Source organism: Salinigranum rubrum, assembly GCF_002906575.1.
In the GTDB taxonomy this organism is placed as follows: domain Archaea; phylum Halobacteriota; class Halobacteria; order Halobacteriales; family Haloferacaceae; genus Salinigranum; species Salinigranum rubrum.
Window position 1 is genome coordinate 1,061,913 of sequence record NZ_CP026309.1, and the last position, 26,105, is coordinate 1,088,017.

Sequence of the window (26,105 nt, forward strand, 5' to 3'; positions counted from 1 at the left end):
GTAGTCGCGTTCTCCCGTCCACCCCTCTTCACTCGGAAACGTCTCTCATCCGTCTGTTCGAGGTCAAAGAGACGGGTTTTCGGTCGTAGTGTGAGTGGTTAACTGCGATTGTACTTCCAGCCCCCTCCCCAGCGGCGGCGACGGCCCCACTGGGTGGCGTCCGCGACGGTTCCGTAGTGGTTCAGCTTCGGTTGTGTGTAGCTTTTCTGAGCCATGTCGCTCGGCTCCGACGACGCCTGTTTCGTACATAGTTATGTATCCGAGTACGTCCGGTTAGCGAGGACGTGCGGACCGCCGCTGTCAGGTTACCCCGTCCGAAAATCCGACGCCCGGCGGTTATGCACACCACCCAGGTCAGCTCTGACGCGTTAGTGAGGACACATAACCCTGAATATTCCTGCCACCACCCGAAACAGTTCGACGACGGGCGGTTATGCGCACCCAACGCATCGCATGTGTCCGCCGTCGTGTCGAAACTCCGTCACGACTCGGTCGCTCCCGTCGATGCACCGTCTCGACGTCCACTCGGGCGGCCGACACCGACGTCCGCGGCCTCTCGCTCCGCCGGGAGCGTCTTCGCCCCGAGCGGGGTCGGACGGGTGCTCGCGTTCTGACTCCCCTCACGGCCCGTTTCACAGCACCGTTCGCCGCCGGAGTCCCGTCTCGTCGGTCGGGAGCGGCGTGTACTGCGAGAGGTCGTCCAGGTCGCCCAGCAGGACGCGCCCCTCGTGTTCGACCCACGCGTGTGCCCGGAACTCCGACCCGGCCTTCCTGACGCCGATGCGGACGCGGGCGGGGTAGCCGTGGGAGGCGAGCATCGCCTGGGCCACGATGGCGCGTCTGAGACACGTCACCGACGCGGGGAGGTACGGCGACAGGACGTTGATCGACCACGTGACGTCGTCGCGGGTCGCGGTCGAGTCGGGGTCGGCCAGGAACCGACTCGCCCGTCCGACCGCGCTCTGTACGCTCCCGACGGGAACGAACGGGACGGCGAGCATGCCGTGGGTGACGAGCAGGAGGAGGTACGCCGACGCCAGCAGGCGCTGTCTCGTCCGCGAGTGGCGGGCGAACCGTCGAACCGAGCGGACGAATCGCCGCACCGAATCGATCATTCGACCGTCGCGAGCCGTGCTGTCACCAGTTCGTCGACGAAGGCGACCAGGTCCCGGCGACACTCCTCGGCGCCGACGTCGTACTCTTCGAGGAGCAGTCTGTGAATCTCGGCGACCGACGCCGGTTCCTGGATGTGGGTCCAGATGGCGTACGCGACGTCCGACAGCCCGTGGTACTGGCCAGTCTCGGGGTGGAGGACGACCTGCTCGCCCCCGACGTCGGCCGAAACGTGGTTCTGGGTCGCCACGACGACGGAACGGTCCGTGATGCTCATGACGATAGTCAGGGAGGCCCCTGTTCGACATAGTTACTCAGTCGCTATCGGCCCACGCCGGTCCGTTCGTCCCCGCGTTCGCGCCGCTCGCGTCACTCTCGAAAACGCACACACTGCTCACCACGACGCCCACGCCACGACGACCCAACCCTGCGTTCAGGCCGTCGCCGCGTGCGCCGCGAACAGCGCGGCGTACGCCCCCTCGTTCCTCACGAGTTCCCCGTGTGTCCCCGATTCGACGACCTCCCCGTGGGACATCACGTGGATGCGGTCCGCGTCCGCGATTGTCGACAGCCGGTGGGCGATGACGACGGTCGCCCGGTCGCGGTCAGAGGCGGCGAGCGCGTCGTACACCGCCGCTTCGAGCGACGCGTCAAGATTGCTCGTCGCCTCGTCGAGCACGAGCACGTCGGCGTCCGTGAGCAGCGCCCGTGCCAGCGCGACCCGCTGTCGCTGGCCTCCCGAGAGGCGGACGCCGTCGTCGCCCAGGACCGTTTCGAGTCCGCTGGGGAGGTGCGGCAGGAACTCGGTTATCTGTGCCACCTCGCACGCGCGTTCGAGTTCTCTCTCCCCGACGTCGGGGTTCCCGACGGTGAGGTTGAACCGCAGGGTGTCGTTGAACAGGAAGGGGTCCTGCCGCACGACGGCGACCCGTGCGCGCCACGAGTCGACGTCGAACGACGTCACGTCGCGGCCGTCGGCGCGGACCGTCCCCTCGGTCGGGTCGAACAGCCCGGTCAGAAGGGAGACGATGGTCGACTTCCCAGCCCCCGACTGACCGACGAACGCGACGGTCTCGCCGCGGTCGACCGAAAACGAGAGGTCGCGGACGCCGACCGTCCCGTCCGGGTACGCGTACGTCACGCGGTCGAAGTCGACGCGGTCGACTCGACGGGGTGCGGGGACGTCGACGTCCACGCGCTCTCTGTCCCGTTCGAGCGCGGTGATCGTTCGCTCGGTGTTGACGAGGTGCGGTAGCTCGCCGTCGAGCCCGTACGCCACGTTGTTCAGCGAACTCACGACCGGTGCGAGTCGGAACATCGAGAACAGGAAGACCGCGAACGAACCGACCGAGAGCGCGTACACCTCGATGGAGAGGTAGACGAGCGCGAACACCGTCACGGCGCTCGCGAACAGGTAGGCGTTGCCGAGAAGCGAGTTGTTCCGCTGGAGGCGAACGTACGAGTCCGCGTGGCTGTCGACCGCGTCGGCGAACCGGTCGCGTATCCGCTGACGCATCGTGAACAGGCGCACGTCGCGCGCGCCCATGATTCCCGACTGTGCCGTCTCCTGGATGCGCGCGTTCGCATCGGCGACCGCCTCTCCGGTGGCGTACGCCGGCTGGATTACCCGGTGGAGCAGGACGGTCACCGCACCCATCACGACGACCGCCACCACGGTCAACTGGGGGGCGAGCACCAGCGCCACGGCGAGATACACCGAGCCGAGGAACAGCCGCTGGGCGAACTGGACGGCCCCCCGACGACCGCGGAGTGGTACTCCGTCTGCGTGATGATCGCGTTCAGCAGTTCGTCCGAGCCGAGTTCGTCCAGCCGCTCGACACGGGCGTCGAGCGCGGCGTCGAACACCCGGGTCCGGAGGTCGCGCACGTACCTCGTCTCGAGGACCGCGAGCAGCCACGCGACGAGGAACTGCACGCCGAACCGCGCGCCGACGACGAGGGTGATGCCGGCGAGAACGGTGCCGAGGGTAAAGGGCACGCCGAGCAGGTCGGAGGCGGCGACGAACGCGGAGAGGACCCGGTCCCCGTCGGTCGGGGGCACCCCGCCGCTCGTCGCCATCTCGATGATCGGGAGCATGAAGCTCAGTCCGATGCCCTCCAGCACGGCGGCGAGCAGGCTGAGCAGGAGGACGGCCGTCGCCAGCGCCGTGTTCGTCCGAACGGCCGCCCACACGAGACGGAGTTTTCGCCGCGGCGAGAGCGGCGCCCCCGTCGGCTCCATCACCGCTCTCGCCTCCCGGTCCGCGCGCTCGTCTGCCCGTCGCGCGGGCGTACGGGCGTCGACTTCACGCGGCTCATGACGCCTTGGCTGAGGCGAGAACGGGGTATAGTTATACAGTGCGTGCCACCGACGGCGACCGCCCGGTCGGCGAACCGGTCGTGGTTAGTTCGGCGTTTGTCTCCTCCGAGTTTCAGCCGACGTACACACACGTAAGACCGGAAGAATCGGCGCTGCGACGACGGCTCCCCAGCCGTCAGTTGACCGAGAGGACGCCGACTTCGTACAGTTCCCCCCGGTAGCTGACCGCGCGGTGGTCGGTCCACACCTCGGTGCTGACTCCTGTCACCTCGGCCCGGTTGTCCTCGTCCGCGAGGGCAGCCTCGAACGCGCGCTGTTGCGCCGGGGTCATCGACTCGAACGCGACCACCTCCTCGTGGGGGTAGATGGTGTCCGTCTCCTCGACGGAGAGGTACTTCGCGCTCTGGGACGTCAGTGTGAGGTACGCCAACGCGCCGCCCACACAGAGAACGACGACGAGGACTCCGAGACCGACCAGGGCGAGGTCACGCTGGTAGGGCTCTTCGAACTCGAACATGGGGACCGGTCGATGTGTCCTGTGCCGGGAAAGTAACGCTGTTGATTCGCAGGGCCGTGAACCCGCTCGTTTTCGGAGCGAACCGCTTAACGGGACCGAGACCTAATCTGCGACGATGACCGACGCCTCGGACGAGCAGGTGGGTGAGGAACCGCCCGGACCGCCGACCGCTGACGGGTCGGTCCCGGCCGGCGACACCGACGACGCGGCCACGACCGCGACCGAGCGCGGAACCGAGGACGGTGCCGACACCGCCGCGGACGCGGAACTCGAAGCCCTCCGGCAGGAGGTCGAAGAGAAGTACGACTTCGAGAACTTCGGCCCGAAGGACATGGCCGAGATGACCGTCGAGGAGTGGGAAGCGGCGTTCGACCCCGACTCGTGGGTCGTCGGTCCCGAACTGCTCGACAGGGTGGAGAAGGAACTGCACAACCGCGTCGCGATGCGGGAGGTGTTCGCCATCGTCGAGCGGTACACGAGCGAGGGCGAACCGCGGCTCGTCGCCTACTCCGACGAGGGGTACGCCATCGTCTACGCCGACGGGAGCGTCGAGGGCGAGGGGACGGTCCTCCGCGACGTCACCCCGACCGTCGCGCTCTGTTCGATGGACGACTACGACGTCGCAGAGCCGCCGCAGAACGTCGGCCTTCCCTCGCCGGACGAGGTTCCCGAGGGCTCGGGCGAGTTCGGCAACCTGATGCTGCAGGTGGTCGCGTTCGTCCAGGTCCTCGGCGGACTGGCGCTCCTCGTGGCGTGGCTCGTCACCGACCTGAACACCATCGTCGCGCCCGTAGCAGCGCTGTTCTTTCTGCTCATCGGCGTCTTCCTCTTCTTCGTCGTCGCCAACGCTCGGCTCTCGGACCGGTTCCGCTCCGAGGAGTACCGCAACCGGCTCCGGGCGGTCGGCATCGAGGACGGCCAGCGCCCCGACTTCCTCCCGCCGCTCGACGAGGACGCCGAACTCCTCGGTGGGGGGGTCGAGGGCGAACTCGACCCGGACGGGGAGACGGGCGAGACTGCGACCGAACCGGGGAGCGAAGACCCCGGCGAGGCCGGCGCACAGGGCGCCTGAGTCCGGGGGATAAACCGACACGAGGCGGGTGAGTCGGTGGGTTTAAGCGCGTTCCATCCTGAGCCCAATCTGTATGAACAGGCGGGACTTTCTCCGGACGGCCGGGGGTGCGTCCGTCGCCGCGACAGCCGCTTCGGGCACCGCCGCCGCGCAGGAAGAAGGCGGTGGTGGTGGCGGGAACGTCCGCCCCGACTGGGGCGGTCACCTCGACGGCGTCGACGGCGGCTATCAGGACCTCCGTGGCTCCAGCGAGGTGACCGTGGAGGTCGGCGCCAGCGGCAACGGCGGCGCGCTCGCGTTCGCACCGGCAGGCATCTGGGTCGACCCCGGAACGACAGTCACGTGGGAGTGGACCGGCGAGGGCGGCGGCCACAACGTTGTCTCCAGCGAGGGCCCGGCGTCGCTCGACAGTGGCGCCGCCGTCGCCGAGGCGGGCGCGACGTACGAACACACCTTCGGCGAGGACCAGACCGGCATCACGAAGTACCACTGCGCCCCGCACGAATCGCTCGGGATGCTCGGCGCCGTCGCCGTCGGTGGCGACGTCGCGACGGTGTCGACGGGCGGCGGTGGCGAGAAGGAACTCGAGGAACTCGGTGTCGCCATCCAGGCGCACTGGGTCGGCTCGGCGACCATCCTCGGCATCATCGTCACCATCATCTACACCTTCTACATCCTGAAGTACGGCGAGTCGCCGAACACGGGCAACACGGGGGGTGGTGAGTGATGTCCTCGTCGGGAAGTACCTACGGTGACATCCACCGCTACGAGTCCGCGCGGGAGTCGACCTCCGCCGCCATCGGCATCGTCCTCCTCACCGTGATCGAGGTGGTGTTCGTGTTCCTCTTCACGTACGGGCTGGTCTCCGGTTGGGGCCTGACCGACCTGGGGAACATGTTCCTCGGCGGCGTCTTGGCCGTGATATTCATCGACCTGGCGTTCATCCTCGCGCTCTATCGGAAGGAGTTCCTCCCGGACGTGATGATCGTCAAGAAGCGCCGGCGCAAGTGGGAGGACCTCTACATCCGCGAGGACCAGGTCGAGGGCGAGACGCTCGGTGACGGCGCCTGGGACACGGTGAAACGCGCGATTTACCCATACTACAAGCGATAACCATGAGTTTAGAAAAGAAAGACGAGTACGACCACAAGGCCTGGTTGAAGTCCAAGGAGGACCTCACGAAGGTCGAGCAGTTCTTCCTGCTCGGTCTCATCTACGTCGACAAGCGGCTGCGAATCGTCGACTACCTGGAGCTGATGGAGACGCTGTACTACCGGGTCAACCTCCAGATGCCGAAGAGCCACACCGAGCAGTACAACCTCGACAACAAGTTCTGGTACTGGTACCCCCTCTACACGCTGGGGCTGTTCTCGACGCTGGCGTACGTCGTCGCGGCCATCTCGGGGGCGCTCCTGGGCTTTTACTACAGCCCCGCGACGACGGGCGACCCCTCGACGGCGTACAACAGCATCGCGTTCATCATGCGTGACCTGCAGTTCGGGTTCATGCTCCGTTCCATCCACCGGTGGTCCGCACAGGTGATGGTCGCGGCCGTCTTCCTCCACATGCTCCGCGTGTACTTCACCGGGGCGTACAAGGAGCCGCGCGAACTCAACTGGATCCTCGGCATCGTCCTCATCAGCCTGACGATGGTGTTCGGGTACACCGGGTACCTGCTGCCGTGGGACCAGCTAGCGTTCTGGGCCGGTCAGATCGGCGTCGAGATGTCGCTGTCCATCCCGCTCGCGGGTGAGTGGGTCGCCCAGCTGTTGTTCGGCGGCTTCACGCTGAGCCAGGCCACGCTCCAGCGGATGTACATCCTCCACGTGTTCCTGTTACCCTTCGTCGTGACGACCCTCATCGCCATCCACATCGGCATCGTCTGGGTGCAGGGCATCGCGGAGCCACACTGATACAGAACAATGAGCGACAACGACACCACGAACGAGGACGCACAGGACGCGATGACGGACGGCTCCGGCAGCCTCGCCGTCCCGCCGGACGACGAGACGCCCACGTGGGGCGAGCGCAAGGCCCGAAAGACGGGCCTCTCGCGGCTCACCTACGAGTACTTCGAGCGCGCCCGGCGTGAGGACCAGGACCTCCGCCAGGAGTCGACGTACGTCGAGCGCGACGTGCTCGGCTTCCCGACGTGGCCCCACGAAGTGATTCGAAACCTCTCTATCGCGTCGTTCTTCACCGGGATGATCCTGTTCCTCTCGGCGACGATGCCGCCGCACATCGGCCCGCCGGCCAACCCCTCTTCCACCCCGGCGGTCATCCTGCCCGACTGGTATCTGTACTGGTCGTTCGGCCTGCTCAAGCTGAACCCGCTGAACCCGAGCTCGCCATCCTCGGCGGGCAGAAGATCATGGCCGACCGGACGTACGGCGTGCTCGCGAACCTCGTCGTCGTCGGGTTCATCGCCATCGTCCCGTTCCTGAACAAGGGGTCGGCGCGTCGGCCCGTCGAGCAGCCGTTCTGGGCCGCCGTCGGCGTGCTCGGCATCGTCTTCGCCTTCACCATCTCGCTGCTGTCGGTGAAGAACCTCATCCCGATGAACGTCGACCTGCTGTTCGACCTGACGTTCCTCCTGCCCATCGTCGCCGGCGTCGTCACCTACGCGGTGTTGAAGACGATGCGCGAGGGGTACACCTACGACCTCAACCGCCGGTACTACCGGCTCAGGCCGCCGAAGTAACTGCGCGCGGCCCCACCGTCCCGCCTGTCACCGACTCCACGAACCGTTCACGTTCTCACCGGCCTCGTTCACCACACGACGATGACGACAGACACAGACACCACCCGCTCGACCAGTGACGCCACCACGACGGCCACACAGACGGATGCCCAGTCCTCGCCCCAGTCGGCGGGTCGGCGCGGTCGGCGCGACGTCGAGGTGCCGATGCGGCTGTACAAGACCGTCACGGTGTTCTCGACGCTCATCGCCGTCGTCACGGTCGTCGCCGGCTTCTTCCTCCTCGACGCCGCGACGCTGCAGGTGAGCTTCCTCAGGGCGATCATCGCGGGCGTCCTGCGTGCGGTGGGGCTGGCGGTCCCGACGGGTGTGCTGAGCACCGTCCTCGCCGTCTGTGGGCTGCTCGTCATCGCGTTCGGTGCCGGGGTCTACACCGTCTCCACCCGGTTCCGCGCGGAAGGGATGGGAAAGTCTCAAGAGGGCGCCGACGAAGAGTCAGACAATGGCTGACGAATTCATCAAGGGGCTCGGCATCTTCACGGGCGGTGGTCTCGCCTGGCTGACCCTCGCGAGCTGGTACCGGACCCCTGGCTTCGAGAGCACCCAGCAGCTCGTCGCGCCGATCACCGTCTCCGGGGACAACCTGTTCAACGCGCTCGGGATCGTGCTGATGGACGTCTTCTTCTGGTTCACCCTCATCGGCGCGCTGACGTTCTGGGTGCTCATCCCGGGGACCCGAGAGCTGCGTAAGGCTATCGAGAACCGCCGCACCGAGTAGCTCGCCCGCGCTCTTTTCATCCCGTTCTCCTCTTCGGACCGGACCGTCTGTCGCCTCTCGCGCACCGAAGAGTGACGCCTCGGACGCACGGTCTCTCGTGAACGGGCACGGTCTCTCCCGAACGAGTCCGAGTTCACCCGTCTGCGGCATCCCCGGCACCTACTGCGAGTGTCTCCCGGCGCGAGTTCGTCGCCGGCGAGAGTCGGCGTGAACAGCGGCGGTGCACGGACGCGGCTGACCGTTGTCTCGTCCGCTCTCGGCCGGCGCCTCGCGCCGGCGCTGATGCGAGCGGGCCACGCTGTGTCTCGCTGGCCACGCGAGCGACTCGTGGGGTCCGCAGACGCAGACGAATCGGCCAGGGGCGCTTGTGGTCTCAGCGCGTCCGTACACCACACGGTCGCTGCAGTACGCCCGTACACCACGCGGTCGCCGTCGCTGTTCGTATCCTCCCCGTCTTTCCCTCCCCTCGGTTCGCCGAATACACCCATTCCACGCCGAACACGCCACGCTCTCGCGTCAGCAAACCCTGACCGCGAAATCGCGCGTCGAGCCGTCTCAGACGATGGCCGTCCAGATGGGCTCGATGATGAAAAAGAGGCTCTGGAAGCCGGCGTACAGCAGCGCGACGAGCGACGCCGTGAGGGCCGCCTTCGGTCGTTCCATCTGCATCTCGTTGCGGGCTTCGACCCTGCGGGCTTCGAACTCGAAGAAGTCCGCGAGGAACACCCCGAGGACGAGGACGGACATGACCATGCCGCCGTGCGGCGCGACGACGAGGAAGGCGAACGACGCGAGGACGAGGAGCACCGTCGTGACCGAGTGTGGGGTGTACCGTTCTATCTCGGCGTCGTCCTCAGCGTCCTCCGCCTGCTCGACGTGCTTTCGGTGCGCGAGGAGGCGCGTCACCATGTTCGCCAGCACCAGCACCAGCACGACGAACGGGATCACCGACGCCGCCGCGACCAGTGGGTCGAGCGGGACGAGGAACTGAAGCGGTTGCATACCCGACGTTCGGGCAGGTACTCATTAGAGTTTTTCCAATCTCCGCGCCCCGTCGGCGGGTGTCGGAGGCCGGAGGAGGTCGACCGTCCGGCCGACGGTCAACCGGACCGGGTCGTCGACCGTCACCCGTCGTCTGACTTGGCCGTCGACGACGAGCGAGACGGGCGACTCGTCGCGCTCGACGTCGAGGGCGACCGGGGCATCGACCACCCAGGTGCGCGGCTTCGTCGTGTACGGCGAGATGGGGACGACCGCGAGTCCCGCCCCGGCGGCGAGGAGCGGACCGCCGGTGGCGTGGCCGTAGCCGGCGCTTCCGGCAGGGGTGGCGACGACGACGCCGTCGGCGCGGAACGACCCCAGCACGCCCGACCCGTCGGCGACCGTGTACTCGGAGATGTGGGCGGGTTCGCTCGTCACGAGCGCGACGTCGAGGAGGCCCCGCACCTCGCGTCCGCTGACGTCGACCGACAGGACCGGGTGCGGGACGGTCCGCGCGTCGAGTTCGGTCGGGCTGAGGGCGGTGAGCGCCTCGTCGACCTGCTCCCGCGCGACGCCGTGTCGACCGACGCTCGTCGCGACGGGGAGCACCGGCACCGGGGCGGGGTCGTCGACCAGCGAGCGGAGCGCCTCGTCGCCAACCGCGAGGACGAGGTCGGCCGCCCCCTCGCGGTCGGTCAGCGTGACGTCGGGTTCGTCGTCGGAGAGGTCGGCCGCCCCCGGGGCGCGGACGGCAACCGTCACCGACATCGGCGTCCCTCCCGCGTCACACGCATCACGGTCACCGCTTCGCCTGCACGGATAAAAGTCCCCGCGGTTCACGCCGGTTGGGACGACGCGGAGGACGCGTGCCGGCCGCCCGTCGACCCCTCGTCGATTCGTTCTCCCGCCGGCGGTCGGTTCGTCGTCCGGTCGTGGCTCGCCGGCGTCCACCCGTCGACACCAGCGTCACCGCTCGGAGTCAGAACGGCCAGTCGCCCGTCGCTCGCATCCCCGCCGCCTCGCCCTGATCTTCGAGCGCGTCGGCGATTCGCTCGCGGGGGTGGGATTCGAGGTCGGCGTCCGCGCGCGCGAGTTCGACGACCACCTCGGCGAGTAGCACGGCCTGCTCGCGGAACGTCCGCATCTCGAGTTTGTCCAGCGTGTCCGCCTCGGTGTGGCCCCAGCCGCGTCCGCGTTCGCCGGTCTCCGCCGACACCATACAGCCCGGGAGGCCGCGGGCGACGAACGGCCAGTGGTCCGAGTGCGGGAGGTGTTCGGGGACGACCGTGATGGGGTGGTCGTACCGCTCGCCCACGCGCTCGAACGCGTCCCCGAGGCCGTCGAAGCCGCCCACGTGCGTCTGGAGCGTGCGGCCCCCGCACACCCCGTCGAGGTTGCAGACGGCGCGAACGTCGTCCGCGCGTTCGGCGTGATACCCCGACCCGACGAGGCCGACCTCCTCGCTGCCGAAACACGCGAGGTGAACCCGCGTGTCGAGTTCGTCTTCGCGCTCGGCGAGGACGCGCGCGACTTCGACCACCATCGCCGTCCCCGCGCCGTTGTCGAGCGCGCCCTCGGCGACGTCGTGAGCGTCGACGTGGCTCGTCAGGTAGACCGCCTCGTCGGTGTCGGGGCCGACGTCGGCGTGGACGTTTCCGCTCTCGGCGTCGGGCGTCTCACATCGGGTGCGGACGGTCACGTCCTCGTCGACGTGCCGTCGGGCCAGTTGCGCGCCGACCTCCTTCGAGACACCCACCGCGGGAATCTCGCCGATCGGTGCGTCCTCGGTGCCGACACTCCCCGTCGGTGGAAGCTGACCCGGAACGTGGTTGCGGAAGACGAAGCCCGCGGCCCCCGCCTCGACGGCCCGGTAGTACTTCTCGCGACGGTGGATGAAACGGTCGACGTGGTCGGGGACGGTCGAGGAGACGAGGACGACCGTCCCGGAGAGGTCGCGGTCGAACGCCTCGGGGAGTCCGTCGCCTACGTCGACGAGCCGTCCCGTCGCGCTCCCGCTCGGACTCCGCGGGAGCGCGATGCACGAGAGCGTGCGTTCGCCGGCGTCGACCGCGCTGTCGCCGCGAACCCACCCCTGGATGGGGAACGGGTCGACGGTCGCGTCGCGCGCGCCGACCGCCGAGAGCGCCTCCCGGGTCGCCGCCAGCGCCTCGTCTTCGCCGGGCGTGCCGGCCATCCGGTTCCCGATGTCGACCAGCCGTTCGAGGTGTGACCACCCGACGTCGCTCGTGAAGGTGTCTCCGATCCACGCGGTCATGCCCCCACGTGGCGGGGCCATGCGGAAACCGTTTCGGTCACCTTCCGACCGCCCGTCGTGTCATGCGCGTCACTCGTCCGAAGAAACACCACTGAGCGGGGCTCGGTGGGCGAGAGGCCCCCGGAGTTCCGGCGGTCCGACGGCGACACGACTTCGATTTACGAACCATAGTAGTTCACCATTTGAATCCCTGATTATCCTTTCGATGGTCTGAAATTACTTCCTGTGTCGTCTGCTGCCATCGACAGGGTTTTATTCACAACCCCATGTATATTTGTGTATGACAACTGTTCGCATCGCGGGCGCAACACTCACTCACTTCGGGAGTCACCCCGACCGGACGGGGCGCGACCTGTTCGCCGAGGCCGCGCTCGGCGCCCGTGAGCAGGCCGGCGTCCCACGGGACGACATCGACGAGGTCGCCTACGGCAACTTCATGGGTGAACTCGCCGAGCGGCAGGGACACCAGGGTCCCATCATGGCCGAGGCGGCGGGCCTGAACTGCCCCGCGACCAGATACGAGGACGCCTGTGCCTCCGCGGGGGTCGCGGTCCGGGCCGGGGTGTCCGCGATTCGGTCGGGACGGGCCGACGTCGTCCTCGCCGGCGGGATGGAGCGAATGACGAACCAGGAGACGGAGAACACGACGGAGTTCCTCGCCATCGCCGCCGACGAACTGTACGAGGTCCGCGCCGGCATGACGTTCCCCGGCGCGTACGCGCTGATGCAGCGCGCCTACATGAACGAGTTCGGCGGCGAGCGCGAGGACTTCGCGCACATCGCCGTGAAGAACCACGACCACGCGCTCCCGAACGAGTACGCACAGTACCGGAGCGCCATCTCGGTCGAGGACCACCTCGACGCGCCGATGATCTCCGACCCGGTCGGCCTGTACGACTCCTGTCCCATCACCGACGGCGCCGCGGCCGTGATTCTCGTGTCCGAGGAGTACGCCGCCGAACACGCTCTCGACGCCCCGGTCGCCATCACGGGGACCGGTCAGGGCGGGGACAACATCGCGCTCCAGGATCGAACACACCTCAACCGGACGCCCGCGACGGCGCGCGCGGCCGACGAGGCGTTCGCCGACGCCGGAATCACCCCCGACGACGTGGCCGCCGTCGAGGTCCACGACTGTTTCACCGTCGCCGAGGTGCTCGCGCTCGAAGGGCTCGGCTTCTACGACCCCGGCGAGGCGGTCACGGCCGCCCGCGACGGCGAGACGACGAAACACGGCTCGCTCCCCGTAAACCTCTCCGGGGGGCTGAAGGCGAAGGGCCACCCCGTCGGCGCGACGGGCGCCTCGCAGATCACCGAGATGTACCGCCTCCTCACGGGCGAGCACCCGAACAGCGAGTACGTCGACGGCCGCGTCGGCGTGACGCACAACGCCGGCGGGACGGTCGCGAGTGCGGTCGTCCACGTCCTGGAGGTGGACGCGTGAACCCGAAGGTCCGCGACGAGGGCTACGACGACCTCCTCGACGCCGCCGAGGAGGGGGAGGCGTACTACCTCGCGTGTGCGAACGGTCACGGGTCGCTCCCGCCGCGACGGACCTGTCCGCACTGTGGCTCTGTCGACCTCTCGGAGGAGTCGCTCCCCGACTCGGGCACCGTCGAGACCTACACCACGACACAGGTCGCCGCGCCGTCGTTCGCGTCGAAGACGCCGTACACGACCGCCGTCGTCGACTTCGGTCCCGTCCGCCTGACCGGCATCGTCCGCGCCGACGCCGAAGACGTCGAGGTGGGGATGCGCGTCGGCCTCGCCGTCGGGCGGAACACGATGACGGGCAACCGGATGCTGACGTTCCACCCGCGGTAGCGTCACGGCGCGCGCCGGGTGGGACCGTTCGCGTTAGGCCGGGGCCGAAAGCGCCTCCCGAACCGTCCCGAGGAACGCCGACGGGTGCTCGACGTGCGGCAGGAGTTTCGCGTCGTCGATGACGACCAGCCGTGCGTCCGCCTCCTCCGCGAGTTCCCGTCCGTCAGAGAGCGGCGTGATGTCGGCCTCCCGCCCCCAGATGAAGGTGACGGGGACGTCGAGCCCCGCGAGCGCCTCGCCGAGGTCGACCTCCGAGTTCAAGAACCCCGAGATGAACGACGCGGGGGCGAACCGGGCGTTCGGCTGGTGGGCCGTCCGCCACTCGTACGCCATCCACTCCTCGGAGACCGACCCCATGTCGTAGTAGCCGTGGTCGGCGTTGAAGTACCGGATGGAGGGCTTCGAGGCGAGGAGGTTGAACAGCGCCGTCCCCACGACCGGCGCTCGAACGAGTTCACGCAGCCACGTCAGCCGGTCCGGGCCACCCGTGGCGGTGGGACAGACGGCGACGAGACGGGAGACGGAGACGTCGGTGTACGGGTCCGACAGCGCCGCCGCCACGTACGCCGTGGTGAGCGAGGAGACCACCACTGACGGCCGGTCGTACTCCGCGAGGAAGTCGGCGACGAAATCCTCGTACAGCGCCGCGGAGTACTGCAGCGACGGACGGTCCGAACAGCCGAACCCGGGGAGGTCGGGGGCGACGACGTGGTAGTCGTCCGCGAGTTCGTCGAACACCGTCCGGAACTCACCCGACGACCCCGCGGCGTTGATACCGTGCAAGAGCACGACCGTCGGGGCGTCCTCCGGGCCGGCCTCGGTGTAAGCGACGTCCATCCCGCGCCAGCGATACGTCCGATGGTCACCGGAGAGTGGCGGTTCGAGCGAGTCGGCGGACCCGGCGAGGAGTCGATTGAGTGCCGTGAGGCTTCCGACGGCGGCGAGACCGACGCCGGCGGCCTTCGCGAGGCTTCGCGCGTTCATACACCCTCCTGCGGACGCGACCGACTTGACCCCCACGGCTGCACGCTCGGTCCGCTGTCGGTTCCGAGGGGTCGAACCGGTCTTCAGTCGCGTCCGCGCGCGGCCGCCCCGACCGCTGGTCGCCACACCAGCAGGCCGACCGAGACGACGTACGCCAGCGTGGAGAGGTCGTACGACCACGCGCCCGCCGTCACGCCGACGGCCCCGACCGTCCCGCCGAGGAGCCCCGAGAGCGCGGCGGCGGCGACGGGTAGCGTACACGACACGCAAGAGAAGAAGCCGACGGCCCCGCCGACGACGCCAGCCCCCGCGCTCGCGACGTCGGCGACGAGGCGGTAGACGAGGTACGCGAGGACGGCGTAGCCGACGGTCTTGAACGGCAACAGCACCACGCGCACCGTATCGTCGTATAGGAGCGCCGGGCCCCACCCGGGCGGGAGGTCGAGCACGCGAAGCGTTCCCGCCCCCGTTCCCGCCCCGAGCGTCCCGTCGAGCCACGTCAACACGAGCAGGTAGCCGACGCCCACCCCGAGCGCGAGGAGGCGACGCCGGCCCGTCACGCGGGGACGGTCGACGACGAGCAGCGCGAGGAGAGCGACGTTCACCCAGACGAACGGGTAGAGGACGTACCGCGGGGCCACCACGCTGTACGACGAGCGCGAGAAGTACGCGCCGAGGACGAGCAGTTCGCACGCGACGAGCGCGCCGGCGACGAGCACCAGTCGCCGCGCGTCGAGGTCGCTGTCGCGGCCGAGGAGGGCGAAGGGCGCGCTCACGCCGGTTCGCCCCCCGTTTCTTCGGTCGAGTCATACGCCCGCCGGGAGTTCACGACGACGACGAGACTGCTCGTGGCCATCGCGACGGCGGCGAACAGCGGATTCAGGAGGCCGACCGCCGCGAGCGGGACGGCGACGACGTTGTAGAGGAACGCCCAGCCGAGGTTCTCCCTGATGCGCCGCCGGGTGGCCCGCGTCACGTCGAAGACGGTTTCGACGGTGCGGAGGTCGTCGGTCGTGACGACGGCGTCGGCGGCGTCGACGGCGAGCGGCGTCCCCGATTCGAGGGCGATGCCGAGGTCCGCGGCGGCGAGCGCCGGGGCGTCGTTGCTCCCGTCGCCGACGAACACCACGCCTCCCTCATCTCGGAGGCGCTCGACGAGCGCGACCTTCGCCTCGGGTCGGGTGTCCGCGAACACCTCGCTGACCCCGTCGTGGGCCGCGAACGGGGCCGTCGCCGCCTCGCCGTCGCCCGTGACGACGACGACACGGTGGTCGCGGGAGAGCGCGTCGACGACGGCTTCCCACTCGGGTCTGGGCTCGTCGCCCGCGACGACGAGTCCCCGCGCGTCCCCGTCCCAGCCGACGAGCGCCGGCACCGCCCCCGCCTCGCGTGTCTCTGTTGCTCGTCGGCCGAGTTCCTCGGGGACGCCCCATCCCCGGGCCGCGAAGAGGTCGGCGCTCCCGACGAGCGCCTCGCGTCCGCCGACGGTGCCCGAGACGCCCCGCCCGGGGTGGGTCTCGACGTCGGTGACCGTCCCCCGGCCGCCGTCCGGTGTTGCCGCCTGCTGCTCGCTCGGGGGTTCGGCCCGGTTCGCTCGTCCGTCGCGCTCCGCCCGCGCGACGATGGCGTCCGCGACGGGATGGTCCGCGAACCGTTCGAGCGCCGCCGCCACCGCGAGCGTCCCGTCGTCGCCCTCGACCGCGTGGACCGCCATCCGGCCGGTCGTCAGCGTCCCCGTCTTGTCGAATGCGACGGTCTCGGTCTCGTCGGCCCGCTCGAACAGTTCGCCCGAGCGGACGACGACGCCCCGCGAGAGCGCCTCTCGAACCCCTCCGGCAACGGCCATCGGCGTCGCCAGCCCGAGCGCGCAGGGACAGGAGACGACGAGGACGGTGAGGCCGGTCAAAAGCGCGTTCGTGGGCGTGGCCCCGAGCGCGAGGTGTGCGCCCGCGGCGACGACGGCGAGCGCGAAGACCAGCGGGACGAACACGCCCGCGAGCCGGTCGGCGAGCCGCTGTGCGCCCGACCGAGTCCGGAGGCTCCACTGGAGTTCGACGAGACGGTCGAGCGTCCGGGTCGCCTCGGCGTCCGCGGCGACGACCAGTCCCCCCTCTCTGAGGCGCGACCCCCCGAGGACGCTGTCACCGACCTCCCGGCGAACGGGGCGAGACTCGCCGGTGACGAGCGACTCGTCGACCGCGCCCGACCCCTCGCTGACGACGCCGTCGACCGGAACGGTCTCGCCCGCCCGGACGACCACCTCGTCGCCCTCTCCGATGCCGTCGAGCGACACCGTCTCGGTTCCCGTCGCCGTCCGCACCCGGGCTTCGGAAACGCGGCGCTCGGAGAGGTCCGCCAGGCTCCCCGCCGCGGCCTCGCGCAGTCGCTCCTCGTAGTAGCCGCCGATGGAGACGGCGAGCACGACCACGACGGTGATGTCGAAGTACAGTTCGTTCGCGCCGGTGAGCGCGAGAAGCGTCGAGTAGACGTAGGCGGTCGTGGCCGCGGTGGCGACGAGGAGGTCCATGTTCGGCGACGCCGCTCGGAGACTGACGTACGCACCCCGAAGGATGGGAAAGCCCGTGTAGACCAACACGATCGTCGCCATCACCCAGACGTTGGCGACGAGGTACGCTCCCGCCGGGGAAGAGACGTCGAACAGGAGGAGCGAGGCGTCGACGCCCAGGTAGGTCGGGTAGAGGAAGAGGACGTACCACAGCATCGTCATCATGCCGAAGAAGCCGCCGACGAGGAGGCGACCGACCTGGTCGGAGCTGTCCCGCTCGCGCTCGTCGTCGACGTTCCGGGCGCGGTAGCCGAGGCCGTCGATTCGCTCGACGAGGTCGTCCGTGTCCGCTCCCGGTTCGTGCGTCACCTTCACCAGCCCCGAGGCGTAACTGGCGTCGGCGTCGTACACGCCGCCGCCTCGGAGCCGCGATTCGACGAACGCCTCGCAGGTGGCACAGTGCATCCCGTCCACGGCGAGGTACGACTCGACGGCGTCCGACGGCGTTCGCTCGTCGCCGCCCGCCCCGTCGGCGTCGTCGATTGCTGTGTCGACCTCCTCGGGGGCGAGGTCGGCCGCCGCGGCGTCGTCGAGCGTGCGGGCGACGACGAGACAGCCCTGACAGCAGAACGCGCCGTCGACGTCCGGTCCGGTGACGGGTGGGTCGGGCGTCGGCAGGTCACAGAGGGTACAGCGGTCCGTCATGGGTCATCCGAGCGGCTGGTAGACGGGAATCTCGACGTGCGGGAGCACGTCGACCCCGAGCAGCATCAGTCCGTGTGCGAGCGGCACGTAGCCCAACAGGATGAACGCGACGCCGAGCACGCGGTGGAGCCGCGCGCGGTTCGCGGGCGCGACGTCGCCGAGCGCGCCCACGGCGAGTCCCGAGGCGAACAGCGTCGGGAACGTCCCGATGCCGACCAGACCGAGCGAGACCGCACCGGCGACCGGCGACCCCCGAGCGAGCGCGTACAGGTAGACGGGGTAGAGGATGGGACAGGGGAGGAGGGCGTGGACCATCCCGAGCCCGACGATGCGCGGCCCGCCCACCCAGCGGTCGACCCGGGCGGTCAGCGCCGCCGACACGTGGGAGAAGACGCCGGTGAGGCCGGGAATCGAGGGCGTGTGCCCCCGGCCGGTGCGTCCGGAGACGTAGGTCGCGCCGGTGACGAGGATGAACGCGCCGGCGGCGACGCCGACGACGCCCCGGACCGGGGTGGCGACGCGCGCGAACGAGGCGGCGTCGAAGACGACCACCCCGACGCCGCCGAGGAGGAAGCCCGCGAGGGCGTAGCCGGCCGTCCGGCCCAGGTTGAACAGCGCGTGCTGGCGGACCTCTCTCCTCTTCGTCGACGAGTCCATCCGGTCGGCGTACAGCCCGACGAGCGGGCCGCACATCCCGAGACAGTGCGCCCCGCCGAGCAGACCGATGAGGAGGAAGATGACCAGTTCGGGGGCGGCGACGCCAGTCACGGCGACGAACTCACCGGCGAGGCTCCCACCGAGCGCGACCACCGAGCGTCACCCCTGTGACGGGCGGACGGTGTCCTCTGAGGGCGAGAACATCAAGAAGAGCGCGAGGCCGATGATGAGGACGCTCACCAGCGACAGCGCGACGACGAGCGTGTCGTTGAGGAGAATGAACACGGCCACGGGCAACAGCGCGAGCAGTGCGAGCACGACCGCGGTGCGAAGGTCCCAGTTCGTCGGGAGGCTCATACCCGTCGGTAACCCGCCACGGGCTAATAAAAGCCGCTCCGATTCCCAGCGCTCGGGAGCATCGTGGAGGAATTCCGACGACGGCAGCCCGCTTAAGCTCTTTGTCGGTTGTAGGGTGTTGGTAACCCCGGAAACACTTTAGGGGATTGTCTGTGGACTGCACGACTATGGCACAGAACGCTGTCGATGTGTCGGGACCGTTCCTTCGGGGAGGTGGCAAGCGATGAGTGGACAGACGCGCCGCGACGTGCTCCGCGGCGGCCTCGCCGCGGGCGCGACGGCGCTTGGAGCCGGTGCCGCATCGACTCCCGCGGCCGCACAGGGAGGCGACTACGACGGCTGGCTCTCCGACGTCGACAACTACGACGGGACGACGGAGGACCTCACGGGGCAGGAGTCGGTCGAAATCGAGGTGGGCGCACAGGGCAACGGCGGCACCTTCGCGTTCGCTCCGCCGGCGGTGCGGGTGAGTCCGGGGACGACGGTGACGTTCAACTGGACGTCGAACACCCACAACGTCCTCCTCGAAGAGCAACCCGAGGCGTCCGGCTGGGAGGGGCACGCGCCCATCGAGAACACGGGCTTCACGCTCGAACACACGTTCGAGGTCGAAGGCGTCTACAAGTACTACTGCGAGCCACACCTCTCGCTCGGGATGAAGGGCGTCGTCGTCGTCGAAGAGAGCGCCGACGGCCCCGTGGTCGAAGCCGAGTACGGCGACTGGTTCGCCGACGTCGACAACTTCGACGGCACGACGGAGAACCTCACGGGCGAGGAGTCGGTCGAAGTCGAGGTGGGCGCACAGGGCAACGGCGGCACCTTCGCGTTCGCTCCGCCGGCGGTGCGGGTGAGTCCGGGGACGACGGTGACGTTCAACTGGACGTCGAACACCCACAACGTCCTCGTCGAGCAACAGCCCGACGGCGGGGGCTGGGAGGGGCACGCGCCCATCGAGAACACGGGCTTCACGTACGAGCACACGTTCGAGACGCCCGGCGTCTACACCTACTACTGCGAGCCGCACCTCTCGCTCGGGATGAAGGGCGCTGTCGTCGTCGGTGCCGCCCCGGGCGGCGGCGCGGAGGGCGAGGGCGAGGCTTCAGCGGGCGCTATTCGGCTGCTGCAGATCACGCAGGGCCTCCTCAGCGTGGTCTTCCTCGCCATCCTCGGCGTGGTCGCGTACGTCGCCATCAACCAGAACCGGTACCCGACGGCCGAACCCGACGTTCCCGACCGCGAACCGGTCGCGGAGGCGGCGTTCGAGGAGCCACAGGTCGAACTCGAACACGACGACTTCGACCCCGTCGGGACGTTCACGGTCATCCTGGGGTACTTCGCCATCCTCGTCCTGATGTGGGTGTTCATGTACTTCGTGGAGTTCCTCGGCAACGGTCCAACGGTGGTGGGATAAGATGGAGATACACCGATTCGAGAAGCTCTGGGTCGCACTGGCACTCCTGCTCATCGTCGGCTTCATCGGCACCGTCACGTACGGCGCCGTCGGGGCCGGGGTGAAGATGGTCGACGAGAGCGGCGGAACCGTCGACGCCAACGCGCTGAACGACCACCCGCGCTTCGGCGAGCCCGGAACGTATCAGGTGGGAGAGAACGAGTACGAGGTGTACGTCGTCGCCCGGCAGTTCCTCTTCGAGCCCGGAACGAACGAGCCGATCCGCGTGCCGGCGGGGTCGACGGTGACGTTCCACATCACGTCGAGCGACGTCATCCACGGCTTCGAGGTCGCCGGAACGAACATCAACACGATGGTGATTCCCGGGCAGGTGACGCAGATCACTGTCCGGTTCGAAGAGTCGAGAAGCTACGGGATCATCTGCCACGAGTACTGCGGGGCGGCCCACCACACGATGGAGGGACAGCTCCAGGTCGTACCGCCGTCGGACTTCTCCAGCGCCGACCTGCAGAACCCCGCGGTCGCCGACCGGGACGCCCCCGTGAACGATGCGGACACCGAGGAGGAAGACGAATAATGGCTTTCGCAGACGAGTACAAAGAGACGGCCGGTGAAGCGATTCCGATAGACAGAGAGGCGTTCGTCGACCAGTACCCCCACGACGCGTTCATCGTCCGGCTGAACCTCGCGGTGGCGTTCGGCGCGCTCGGCGTCGGTGGCCTCTTCGGCCTCATCCAGGCGCTCCACCGGACGGGCATCTACCGCGGGTTCGTCTCGTCGGCGGACTACTACACCCTCTTGACGGGCCACGGCGTCCTGCTCGCGCTGGTGTTCACGACGTTCTTCATCACCGGTATCTTCTCGTGGGCGGTCGTCGCGAGCCTCGACGAGAAACTGAGCGAGCGGCTGTCGAAACTGTGGTTCGGCACGATGTTCGTCGGCACGCTCCTGGCCGGGTTCGCCATCGTCGGCGGACTGACGGGAGGGCCGGTGAGCGCCGACGTCCTCTTCACGTTCTACGCGCCGATGGCGGCGAGCCCGATTTTCTACCTCGGGGCGGCGCTGCTCATCGTCGGCTCGTGGGTCGCCGGGGTCGACTGGTTCCTCGCCTACCGCAGGTGGCGCGCGGAACACCCCGACGAGCGCATCCCGCTCCGGACGTTCATGGTGCTGTCCACGATGCTCATGTGGTACATCTCCACCCTGGGGGTGGCCATCGAGGTGGTCGTCTTCCTCCTGCCGTGGTCGCTCGGGCTCATCCCCGCCGTCGACCCCCTCCTGACGAGAACGCTGTTCTGGTACTTCGGCCACCCGGTCGTGTACTTCTGGCTGATGCCCGCGTACCTGGTGTGGTACACTATTCTCCCCAAACTCTCGGGCGGGCGGCTCTTCTCGGACCCGCTCGCGCGGGTGGTGTTCATCCTCTTCGTCATCCTCTCGACGCCGGTCGGCTTCCACCACCAGTACGTCGACCCCGGCATCGCCGAGGGCTTCAAGTTCATCGCGATGACGAACACGATGTTCCTGCTTCTCCCCTCGTTGCTGACCGCGTTCACCGTCGTCGCCTCCATGGAACACGGCGCGAGACAGCGCGGCGGGACCGGTCGGCTGGGCTGGCTCCGCGCGCTCCCGTGGGACAACCCCGCGTTTTCGGGCTGTGCGCTCGCGGGGCTGATGTTCGCCGCCGGCGGCTTCTCCGGGATGATCAACGCCGGGATGAACATCAATTACCTCATCCACAACACGCTGTGGGTGCCCGGCCACTTCCACCTCACCGTGGGGACGGCCGCGGCGCTGACGTTCATGGCCATCACCTACTGGCTCCTCCCACAGGTGACGGGCAAGAACCTCAAACTGAAGACGGTCGCGATGGTCCAGCCGTTCACCTGGTTCGTCGGCATGACGCTCATGTCGAACGCGATGCACCGCGCGGGGCTCGCGGGCGTCCCCCGGCGCACCGCCGAACCGCAGTACGCGAACGTCGAGTTCGAGAACGTCATCGGCGGTATCGCGGAGATGCGCCTCCAGATCGCCATCGGCGGGACCATCCTCTTCATCGCCCTCCTGATGTTCCTCGCCGTCGTCGTCGCGACGTGGTTCGGCGAGCGGAGCGCGAAACTGGAGGTCAACAGCGAACTCCCGAAGCCGCTGTCGGGGCCCGAACACAGCCCGGTCGTCCTCGACGACCTGCGCATCTGGGCGCTCATCGCCATCGTCCTCGTCGCCATCGCCTACGGCCCGCCGCTGTGGTCGATGGTCGCTGACGGCCTCTTCGCGCCGGGGAGCCCGCCGATACCGGTCTGAGGTGCTCTCCGGCCTGACGAACCGTTTCCGAACGACGCTGACGCCGCACGTGTCCGTGCGGACGTGACTTCACCCGTGTCAGACGACGTGACCACAGAGACGACCGACGCCGACGCCGCCACCGACACCAGCGCCGCCACCGAGGAGGCCGAGGCTCACCGTCGACGGACCATCATCCGACTCCTCGTCGGTTTCGGCATCGGCATCCCCGTCCTCATCGAACTGGCGACGTTCGCCGGCCTCATCGAGCAGTCGCTGCTCGGCGGCGACGACGGCGACGGTGACGAAAACGGGAGCGACAGCGAGGCGGCGGACGGGTCGGCCGACGGTGGCTCCGGGACGGCGGCGCCCGGCGAGACGGGCGTCGGCGTCGGCGACGAACTCCTCCCCGAGACCTCCCAGCGGGAGACGCTGACCGTCGCGTCGTTCCGCGCTGGCGACGACCGGTGGGTGCTCACGCTCGCCGCCGAAGTCGAGAACACCGGGTCGGAGCCGTACACCGTTCAGTTCGCGTCGCTCCGCTCCCGAGAGGGCCGGCGCGTCGAGGGGGCGCACCAACCCGTGACGGTCCCGTCGGGCGAGACGGGGCAGGTCACCGGCACCTGGCAGCTTCAGCCCGGGACCCGTCCGGACCGCGTCGTCGTCCGGACGGCGGTCGGCGACGCCGACGCGACCGACCACGAGGTCGACCTCGGCCGCATCCCGCTGGAGGGGACCAGGCCGTGACACCGTTCGACTCGACGCGCCGTCGCGTTCACCCGTCGTCCGTCTCTTCGAGGCAGGCGCGCACGGGGGCGACCACCTCGTCAGCGACGGTGTAGGGGTCGGTCTCGCGGTCGGCGACTGCGGCCGCAAAGGCATCGACGCCGCCGCGGGCGTCGAACTCCCGCTCGACGAGGTCCGAGAGGTCCGACTGGACGAGCCGGCGGATCTCCTCGGCGTAGCGGGTCTGTGCCTTCTCGCGGAGGCGACCCGACTCCTCCAGGAAGGTGCGGTGGGCCGCGAGCGACTCGGCGAGGTCGTCGATGCCGTCGCCGGAGGTGGCGACCGTCTCGACGACCTCGGGCGTCCAGGTCGCCGCTTCTTCCTCCTGCTCGCCGTTCACGACCGACGCGCCCTGCGCCTCGTCGACACGGTGGTGGCCGGTGTCGAGGTTCTTCCTCGGGTTGCTGCGGAGGTGGATCATCTCCTCCAGTTCGGCGACCGTCCGGGCGGTCCCGTCCATGTCGGCCTTGTTGACGACGAAGACGTCGCCGATTTCGAGGATGCCCGCCTTGAGCATCTGGACGTCGTCGCCCGACCCCGGCTGGACGAGGACGACGACGGAGTCGGCGGTGCGGACGATGTCTATCTCGTTCTGCCCCGCCCCGACCGTCTCGATGACGACCCTGTCCTTGCCGAAGGCGTCGAGGGCGGTCACCGCGTCGGAGGTGGCCGTCGAGAGGCCGCCGAGTCGACCGCGGGCGGACATCGACCGGAAGAACACGTCCATGTCGCCGACGTTCGACGCCATCCGGATGCGGTCGCCGAGGACGGCACCGCCCGTGTACGGCGAGGAGGGGTCGACGGCGATGACGCCGACCGTCTCTCCGCGGTCGCGGTACCGCTTCACGAGTTTGTCGACGAGCGTCGACTTCCCCGCGCCGGGGCTACCCGTGATACCGATGACCTCGGCGCTCCCGGCGTGTTCGTGCAGCGCCGAGACGATGTCGCGGTAGCCCGGCGAGCGGTTCTCGATCTTCGTGATGGCCCGCGCCAGTGCGCGGTGTGAACCGCCGAGGAGGTCCTCGACGAGGTCGAGTTCGGCCTGGCTCATCGTTATCGTTCGGGCGCGTTCTCGCGGACGAAGTCGATGGTCTCCTGCATCGGCGTGCCCGGGCCGAACACCTCGGCGACGCCCATCTCTTTCAACTGCTCGCGGTCCTCGTCGGGGATGATACCCCCCACGAGGATGAGGGTGTCCTCGAACGCGTCGTACTCCTTCAGACCGTCGACGATCTTCGGCACCAGCGTGTTGTGCGCTCCCGAGAGGATAGAGATGCCGATGACGTCGACGTCCTCCTGGACGGCGGCCTGGACGATTTCGGCCGGCGCGCGGTGGAGTCCCGAGTAGATGACCTCGAAACCGGCGTCGCGGAACGCCCGGGCGATGACGTGTGCGCCCCGGTCGTGGCCGTCGAGACCGACCTTGGCGATGAGACACCGGATGGTCCGCTGCTCTGCGTCTGCGCTCATACCCCCTTCTTTGCTTGGGGGTCGTTTGACTCTAACGACTCTCACGGACGACCGTGAGAGACGCGCGGCCGGCGGTATGCTTATTCCGGTCTCCGGTGTGATGCGAAACAGACCAATGGAACGTCCACGGCCGCAGTTGGGAACGGAGAACAGTGTCGTCGTCAAACGGGTGCTCGCGTTCGTCATCGACGTGGTCCTGCTCGCGGTCGTCGTCGGGATCGCCGGCGCGATCTTCGGGGCCCTACTCGGGCGACTGGGGGGGATACTCACGCCGCTTCTCAGTCTCGTCGGCGTCGTCTACTTCATCTACATGGAGGGGACGTACGGGCAGACGCTCGGCAAGCGCCTCGTGGGTATCGTCGTCGTCGACGAGGACGGCGGTGCGTGCGACATGACGGCTTCCGCGATCCGAAACGTCCTCCGCCTCGTCGACGCCCTCCCCACGCTCTACATCGTCGGATTCGCCGTGATGTACCTGGTATCGGACCGGAAGCAGCGGGTCGGTGACCTCGTCGGCGACACCGTCGTGGTCGAGGCCGCCTGAGTCGAGAGGCCCGTCGAACCTCTCGGTGTATTTATTGTTTGTGGCCATGATGTCCGAACGCTCATGGCTCTCGACATCGAGGCGACAGCGAAGTACCCGCTCGCGTCGGACGACTGGATAAAAACCATCGGAATCGGGGGGGTGCTGACCCTCTTTGCGGTCCTGTTCGTCCCGCTCCTCCTCGTCTACGGCTACCTCGTGCGCGTCCTCCGAGCGGGGATGCGCGACAGCCCCGAGCCACCCGTTTTCGACGAGTGGGGGTCGCTCCTTCGCGAAGGCGTCATGGCGTTCGTCGTCATCTTCGTCTACCAGTTGATTCCCCTCATCGTCTTCGCGGTGACCGTCGGTGGCTCCATCGCGGCGATGGCGACCGGGTCGCGCGCCGGGGCGGGCCTCGGTCTCGCCGGTCTGTTCGGCGGGATGATGATCTCGGGCCTGCTCGCGCTCGTCTTCGGTTACTTCGGGCTCGTGGGACTCGCCAACTTCGCCCACGAGGGAACGCTCGGTTCGGCCTTCGACGTGGCCGTCATCAAGGACGTCGCGCTCAGCCGGGAGTACGCGATCCCGTGGCTCTACGGCGTCGGGTTCGTCTTCGTCGCGGGGGTCGTGACGAGCGTCCTCAACGTCGTCCCGGTCCTGGGTGCGATCGTCGGGGTGTTCGTGGTCTTCTACGCCCAGATCTGCGCGTTCAAGCTCTGGGGCATGGGGTTTTCGGCCGCCACCGGCGTGGGCGACACTCCGGAAACGGGCGCGACAGTGGCCGTGTAGGGATTGCACGCCACGTTCGCGCTGCCCTCGACCGCGGCCGCGACCGTGGCCGTGGCG

General features: G+C 68.6%; 29 protein-coding genes and 1 pseudogene. 15 read left to right on the forward strand and 15 right to left on the reverse strand.

The features are described from left to right. Positions 1–632: 632 nt before the first annotated feature. From C2R22_RS05060 to C2R22_RS05080, 5 genes are all read right to left on the reverse strand, one after another. Positions 633–1,115 carry a lasso peptide biosynthesis B2 protein gene (locus C2R22_RS05060; protein WP_103424794.1) on the reverse strand — a complete coding sequence of 161 codons (483 nt, stop codon included), beginning with the start codon at positions 1,113–1,115 and terminating at the stop codon, positions 633–635. Then, positions 1,112–1,390 carry a PqqD family protein gene (locus C2R22_RS05065; RefSeq protein ID WP_103424795.1) on the reverse strand — a complete coding sequence of 93 codons (279 nt, stop codon included), beginning with the start codon at positions 1,388–1,390 and terminating at the stop codon, positions 1,112–1,114. Before C2R22_RS05065 ends, C2R22_RS05060 begins: the two co-directional genes overlap by 4 nt. 156 nt (positions 1,391–1,546) lie before the next feature. Next, positions 1,547–2,818 carry an ABC transporter ATP-binding protein gene (locus C2R22_RS05070; RefSeq protein WP_103424796.1) on the reverse strand — a complete coding sequence of 424 codons (1,272 nt, stop codon included), beginning with the start codon at positions 2,816–2,818 and terminating at the stop codon, positions 1,547–1,549. Continuing rightward, positions 2,791–3,354 carry an ABC transporter ATP-binding protein gene (locus tag C2R22_RS24885; RefSeq protein ID WP_103424797.1) on the reverse strand — a complete coding sequence of 188 codons (564 nt, stop codon included), beginning with the start codon at positions 3,352–3,354 and terminating at the stop codon, positions 2,791–2,793. Before C2R22_RS24885 ends, C2R22_RS05070 begins: the two co-directional genes overlap by 28 nt. 253 nt (positions 3,355–3,607) lie before the next feature. Further along, the gene (locus C2R22_RS05080) at positions 3,608–3,949 is read right to left on the reverse strand and encodes a hypothetical protein (RefSeq protein ID WP_103424798.1); all 342 of its coding nucleotides are present in this window, start codon (positions 3,947–3,949) and stop codon (positions 3,608–3,610) included. 115 nt (positions 3,950–4,064) lie between these two features. Here C2R22_RS05080 and C2R22_RS05085 point away from each other — a divergent pair, with 115 nt between their 5' ends. From C2R22_RS05085 to C2R22_RS05115, 7 genes and pseudogenes are all read left to right on the forward strand, one after another. Beyond that, positions 4,065–5,021 carry a DUF7319 domain-containing protein gene (locus C2R22_RS05085; protein WP_245902889.1) on the forward strand — a complete coding sequence of 319 codons (957 nt, stop codon included), beginning with the start codon at positions 4,065–4,067 and terminating at the stop codon, positions 5,019–5,021. A 73-nt stretch (positions 5,022–5,094) separates the two neighbouring features. Beyond that, positions 5,095–5,748, forward strand: a complete 654-nt coding sequence (locus C2R22_RS05090; protein ID WP_103424799.1) for a halocyanin domain-containing protein — start codon at positions 5,095–5,097, stop codon at positions 5,746–5,748. Then, positions 5,748–6,134: a DUF7318 family protein gene (locus C2R22_RS05095; RefSeq protein WP_103424800.1), complete on the forward strand. Its 387-nt coding sequence runs from the start codon at positions 5,748–5,750 to the stop codon at positions 6,132–6,134. The genes C2R22_RS05090 and C2R22_RS05095 overlap by 1 nt, the downstream gene beginning before the upstream one ends. A 2-nt stretch (positions 6,135–6,136) precedes the next feature. Continuing rightward, positions 6,137–6,934: a cytochrome b gene (locus C2R22_RS05100; protein WP_103424801.1), complete on the forward strand. Its 798-nt coding sequence runs from the start codon at positions 6,137–6,139 to the stop codon at positions 6,932–6,934. Between the two features lie 9 nt (positions 6,935–6,943). Further along, positions 6,944–7,722 (forward strand): annotated as a pseudogene (locus C2R22_RS05105) (cytochrome bc complex cytochrome b subunit). An 81-nt stretch (positions 7,723–7,803) separates the two neighbouring features. After that, positions 7,804–8,229 (forward strand): DUF7315 family membrane protein, encoded by a 426-nt coding sequence (locus C2R22_RS05110; RefSeq protein ID WP_103424802.1) that lies wholly within the window; start codon positions 7,804–7,806, stop codon positions 8,227–8,229. Beyond that, positions 8,222–8,497, forward strand: a complete 276-nt coding sequence (locus C2R22_RS05115) for a DUF7314 family protein (RefSeq protein WP_103424803.1) — start codon at positions 8,222–8,224, stop codon at positions 8,495–8,497. The genes C2R22_RS05110 and C2R22_RS05115 overlap by 8 nt, the downstream gene beginning before the upstream one ends. Positions 8,498–9,052: 555 nt before the next feature. Here the strand turns inward: C2R22_RS05115 and C2R22_RS05120 are convergent. From C2R22_RS05120 to C2R22_RS05130, 3 genes are all read right to left on the reverse strand, one after another. Further along, positions 9,053–9,499: a DUF7313 family protein gene (locus C2R22_RS05120; protein WP_103424804.1), complete on the reverse strand. Its 447-nt coding sequence runs from the start codon at positions 9,497–9,499 to the stop codon at positions 9,053–9,055. 24 nt (positions 9,500–9,523) lie between these two features. After that, positions 9,524–10,246: an NAD(+)/NADH kinase gene (locus C2R22_RS05125; protein WP_103427572.1), complete on the reverse strand. Its 723-nt coding sequence runs from the start codon at positions 10,244–10,246 to the stop codon at positions 9,524–9,526. 211 nt (positions 10,247–10,457) lie between these two features. Then, entirely contained in the window at positions 10,458–11,753 is a 1,296-nt protein-coding gene (locus C2R22_RS05130; RefSeq protein WP_103424805.1) for a M28 family peptidase, read from the reverse strand. Positions 11,754–12,033: 280 nt separating this feature from the next. Between C2R22_RS05130 and C2R22_RS05135 the strand changes: the two genes are divergently transcribed. Together C2R22_RS05135 and C2R22_RS05140 are read left to right on the forward strand one after the other, a co-directional pair. Then, positions 12,034–13,197 carry a thiolase C-terminal domain-containing protein gene (locus C2R22_RS05135; RefSeq protein ID WP_103424806.1) on the forward strand — a complete coding sequence of 388 codons (1,164 nt, stop codon included), beginning with the start codon at positions 12,034–12,036 and terminating at the stop codon, positions 13,195–13,197. Next, complete coding sequence (locus C2R22_RS05140; RefSeq protein WP_103424807.1) at positions 13,194–13,577, forward strand: Zn-ribbon domain-containing OB-fold protein; 384 nt, start codon at positions 13,194–13,196, stop codon at positions 13,575–13,577. The genes C2R22_RS05135 and C2R22_RS05140 overlap by 4 nt, the downstream gene beginning before the upstream one ends. Before the next feature lie 33 nt (positions 13,578–13,610). Here C2R22_RS05140 and C2R22_RS05145 read toward each other — a convergent pair whose 3' ends face one another. The 5 genes from C2R22_RS05145 to C2R22_RS05165 form a co-directional block, all read right to left on the reverse strand. Beyond that, on the reverse strand, positions 13,611–14,561 hold the full coding sequence (locus tag C2R22_RS05145) for an alpha/beta fold hydrolase (protein ID WP_103427573.1): 951 nt from the start codon (positions 14,559–14,561) through the stop codon (positions 13,611–13,613). A gap of 83 nt (positions 14,562–14,644) precedes the next feature. Next, positions 14,645–15,337, reverse strand: a complete 693-nt coding sequence (locus C2R22_RS05150; protein WP_103424808.1) for a DUF7546 family protein — start codon at positions 15,335–15,337, stop codon at positions 14,645–14,647. Further along, the gene (locus tag C2R22_RS05155) at positions 15,334–17,772 is read right to left on the reverse strand and encodes a heavy metal translocating P-type ATPase (RefSeq protein WP_103424809.1); all 2,439 of its coding nucleotides are present in this window, start codon (positions 17,770–17,772) and stop codon (positions 15,334–15,336) included. The genes C2R22_RS05150 and C2R22_RS05155 overlap by 4 nt, the downstream gene beginning before the upstream one ends. Before the next feature lie 3 nt (positions 17,773–17,775). Continuing rightward, positions 17,776–18,582 (reverse strand): sulfite exporter TauE/SafE family protein, encoded by an 807-nt coding sequence (locus C2R22_RS05160; RefSeq protein WP_103424810.1) that lies wholly within the window; start codon positions 18,580–18,582, stop codon positions 17,776–17,778. Positions 18,583–18,588: 6 nt separating this feature from the next. Further along, positions 18,589–18,786: a hypothetical protein gene (locus C2R22_RS05165; RefSeq protein ID WP_103424811.1), complete on the reverse strand. Its 198-nt coding sequence runs from the start codon at positions 18,784–18,786 to the stop codon at positions 18,589–18,591. Between the two features lie 223 nt (positions 18,787–19,009). Between C2R22_RS05165 and C2R22_RS05170 the strand changes: the two genes are divergently transcribed. From C2R22_RS05170 to C2R22_RS05185, 4 genes are all read left to right on the forward strand, one after another. Further along, positions 19,010–20,197 (forward strand): halocyanin domain-containing protein, encoded by a 1,188-nt coding sequence (locus tag C2R22_RS05170; protein WP_103424812.1) that lies wholly within the window; start codon positions 19,010–19,012, stop codon positions 20,195–20,197. 1 nt (position 20,198) lies between these two features. After that, positions 20,199–20,774, forward strand: coding sequence for a cytochrome c oxidase subunit II (locus C2R22_RS05175; protein WP_103424813.1), 576 nt, complete (start codon positions 20,199–20,201; stop codon positions 20,772–20,774). Then, positions 20,774–22,501 (forward strand): b(o/a)3-type cytochrome-c oxidase subunit 1, encoded by a 1,728-nt coding sequence (locus tag C2R22_RS05180; RefSeq protein ID WP_103424814.1) that lies wholly within the window; start codon positions 20,774–20,776, stop codon positions 22,499–22,501. The genes C2R22_RS05175 and C2R22_RS05180 overlap by 1 nt, the downstream gene beginning before the upstream one ends. A 75-nt stretch (positions 22,502–22,576) precedes the next feature. Next, positions 22,577–23,227: a hypothetical protein gene (locus C2R22_RS05185; protein ID WP_103424815.1), complete on the forward strand. Its 651-nt coding sequence runs from the start codon at positions 22,577–22,579 to the stop codon at positions 23,225–23,227. A gap of 28 nt (positions 23,228–23,255) precedes the next feature. Here C2R22_RS05185 and meaB read toward each other — a convergent pair whose 3' ends face one another. Then, positions 23,256–24,317, reverse strand: coding sequence for a methylmalonyl Co-A mutase-associated GTPase MeaB (gene meaB / locus C2R22_RS05190; RefSeq protein ID WP_103424816.1), 1,062 nt, complete (start codon positions 24,315–24,317; stop codon positions 23,256–23,258). 2 nt (positions 24,318–24,319) lie between these two features. Further along, positions 24,320–24,736, reverse strand: coding sequence for a cobalamin B12-binding domain-containing protein (locus tag C2R22_RS05195; protein WP_103424817.1), 417 nt, complete (start codon positions 24,734–24,736; stop codon positions 24,320–24,322). A gap of 115 nt (positions 24,737–24,851) precedes the next feature. Between C2R22_RS05195 and C2R22_RS05200 the strand changes: the two genes are divergently transcribed. Together C2R22_RS05200 and C2R22_RS05205 are read left to right on the forward strand one after the other, a co-directional pair. Beyond that, positions 24,852–25,280 carry an RDD family protein gene (locus tag C2R22_RS05200; protein ID WP_216824793.1) on the forward strand — a complete coding sequence of 143 codons (429 nt, stop codon included), beginning with the start codon at positions 24,852–24,854 and terminating at the stop codon, positions 25,278–25,280. 63 nt (positions 25,281–25,343) lie between these two features. After that, a complete protein-coding gene (locus C2R22_RS05205) occupies positions 25,344–26,048 on the forward strand; it encodes a DUF4013 domain-containing protein (protein ID WP_103424818.1) in 705 nt (234 codons plus the stop codon). Positions 26,049–26,105: the final 57 nt, after the last annotated feature.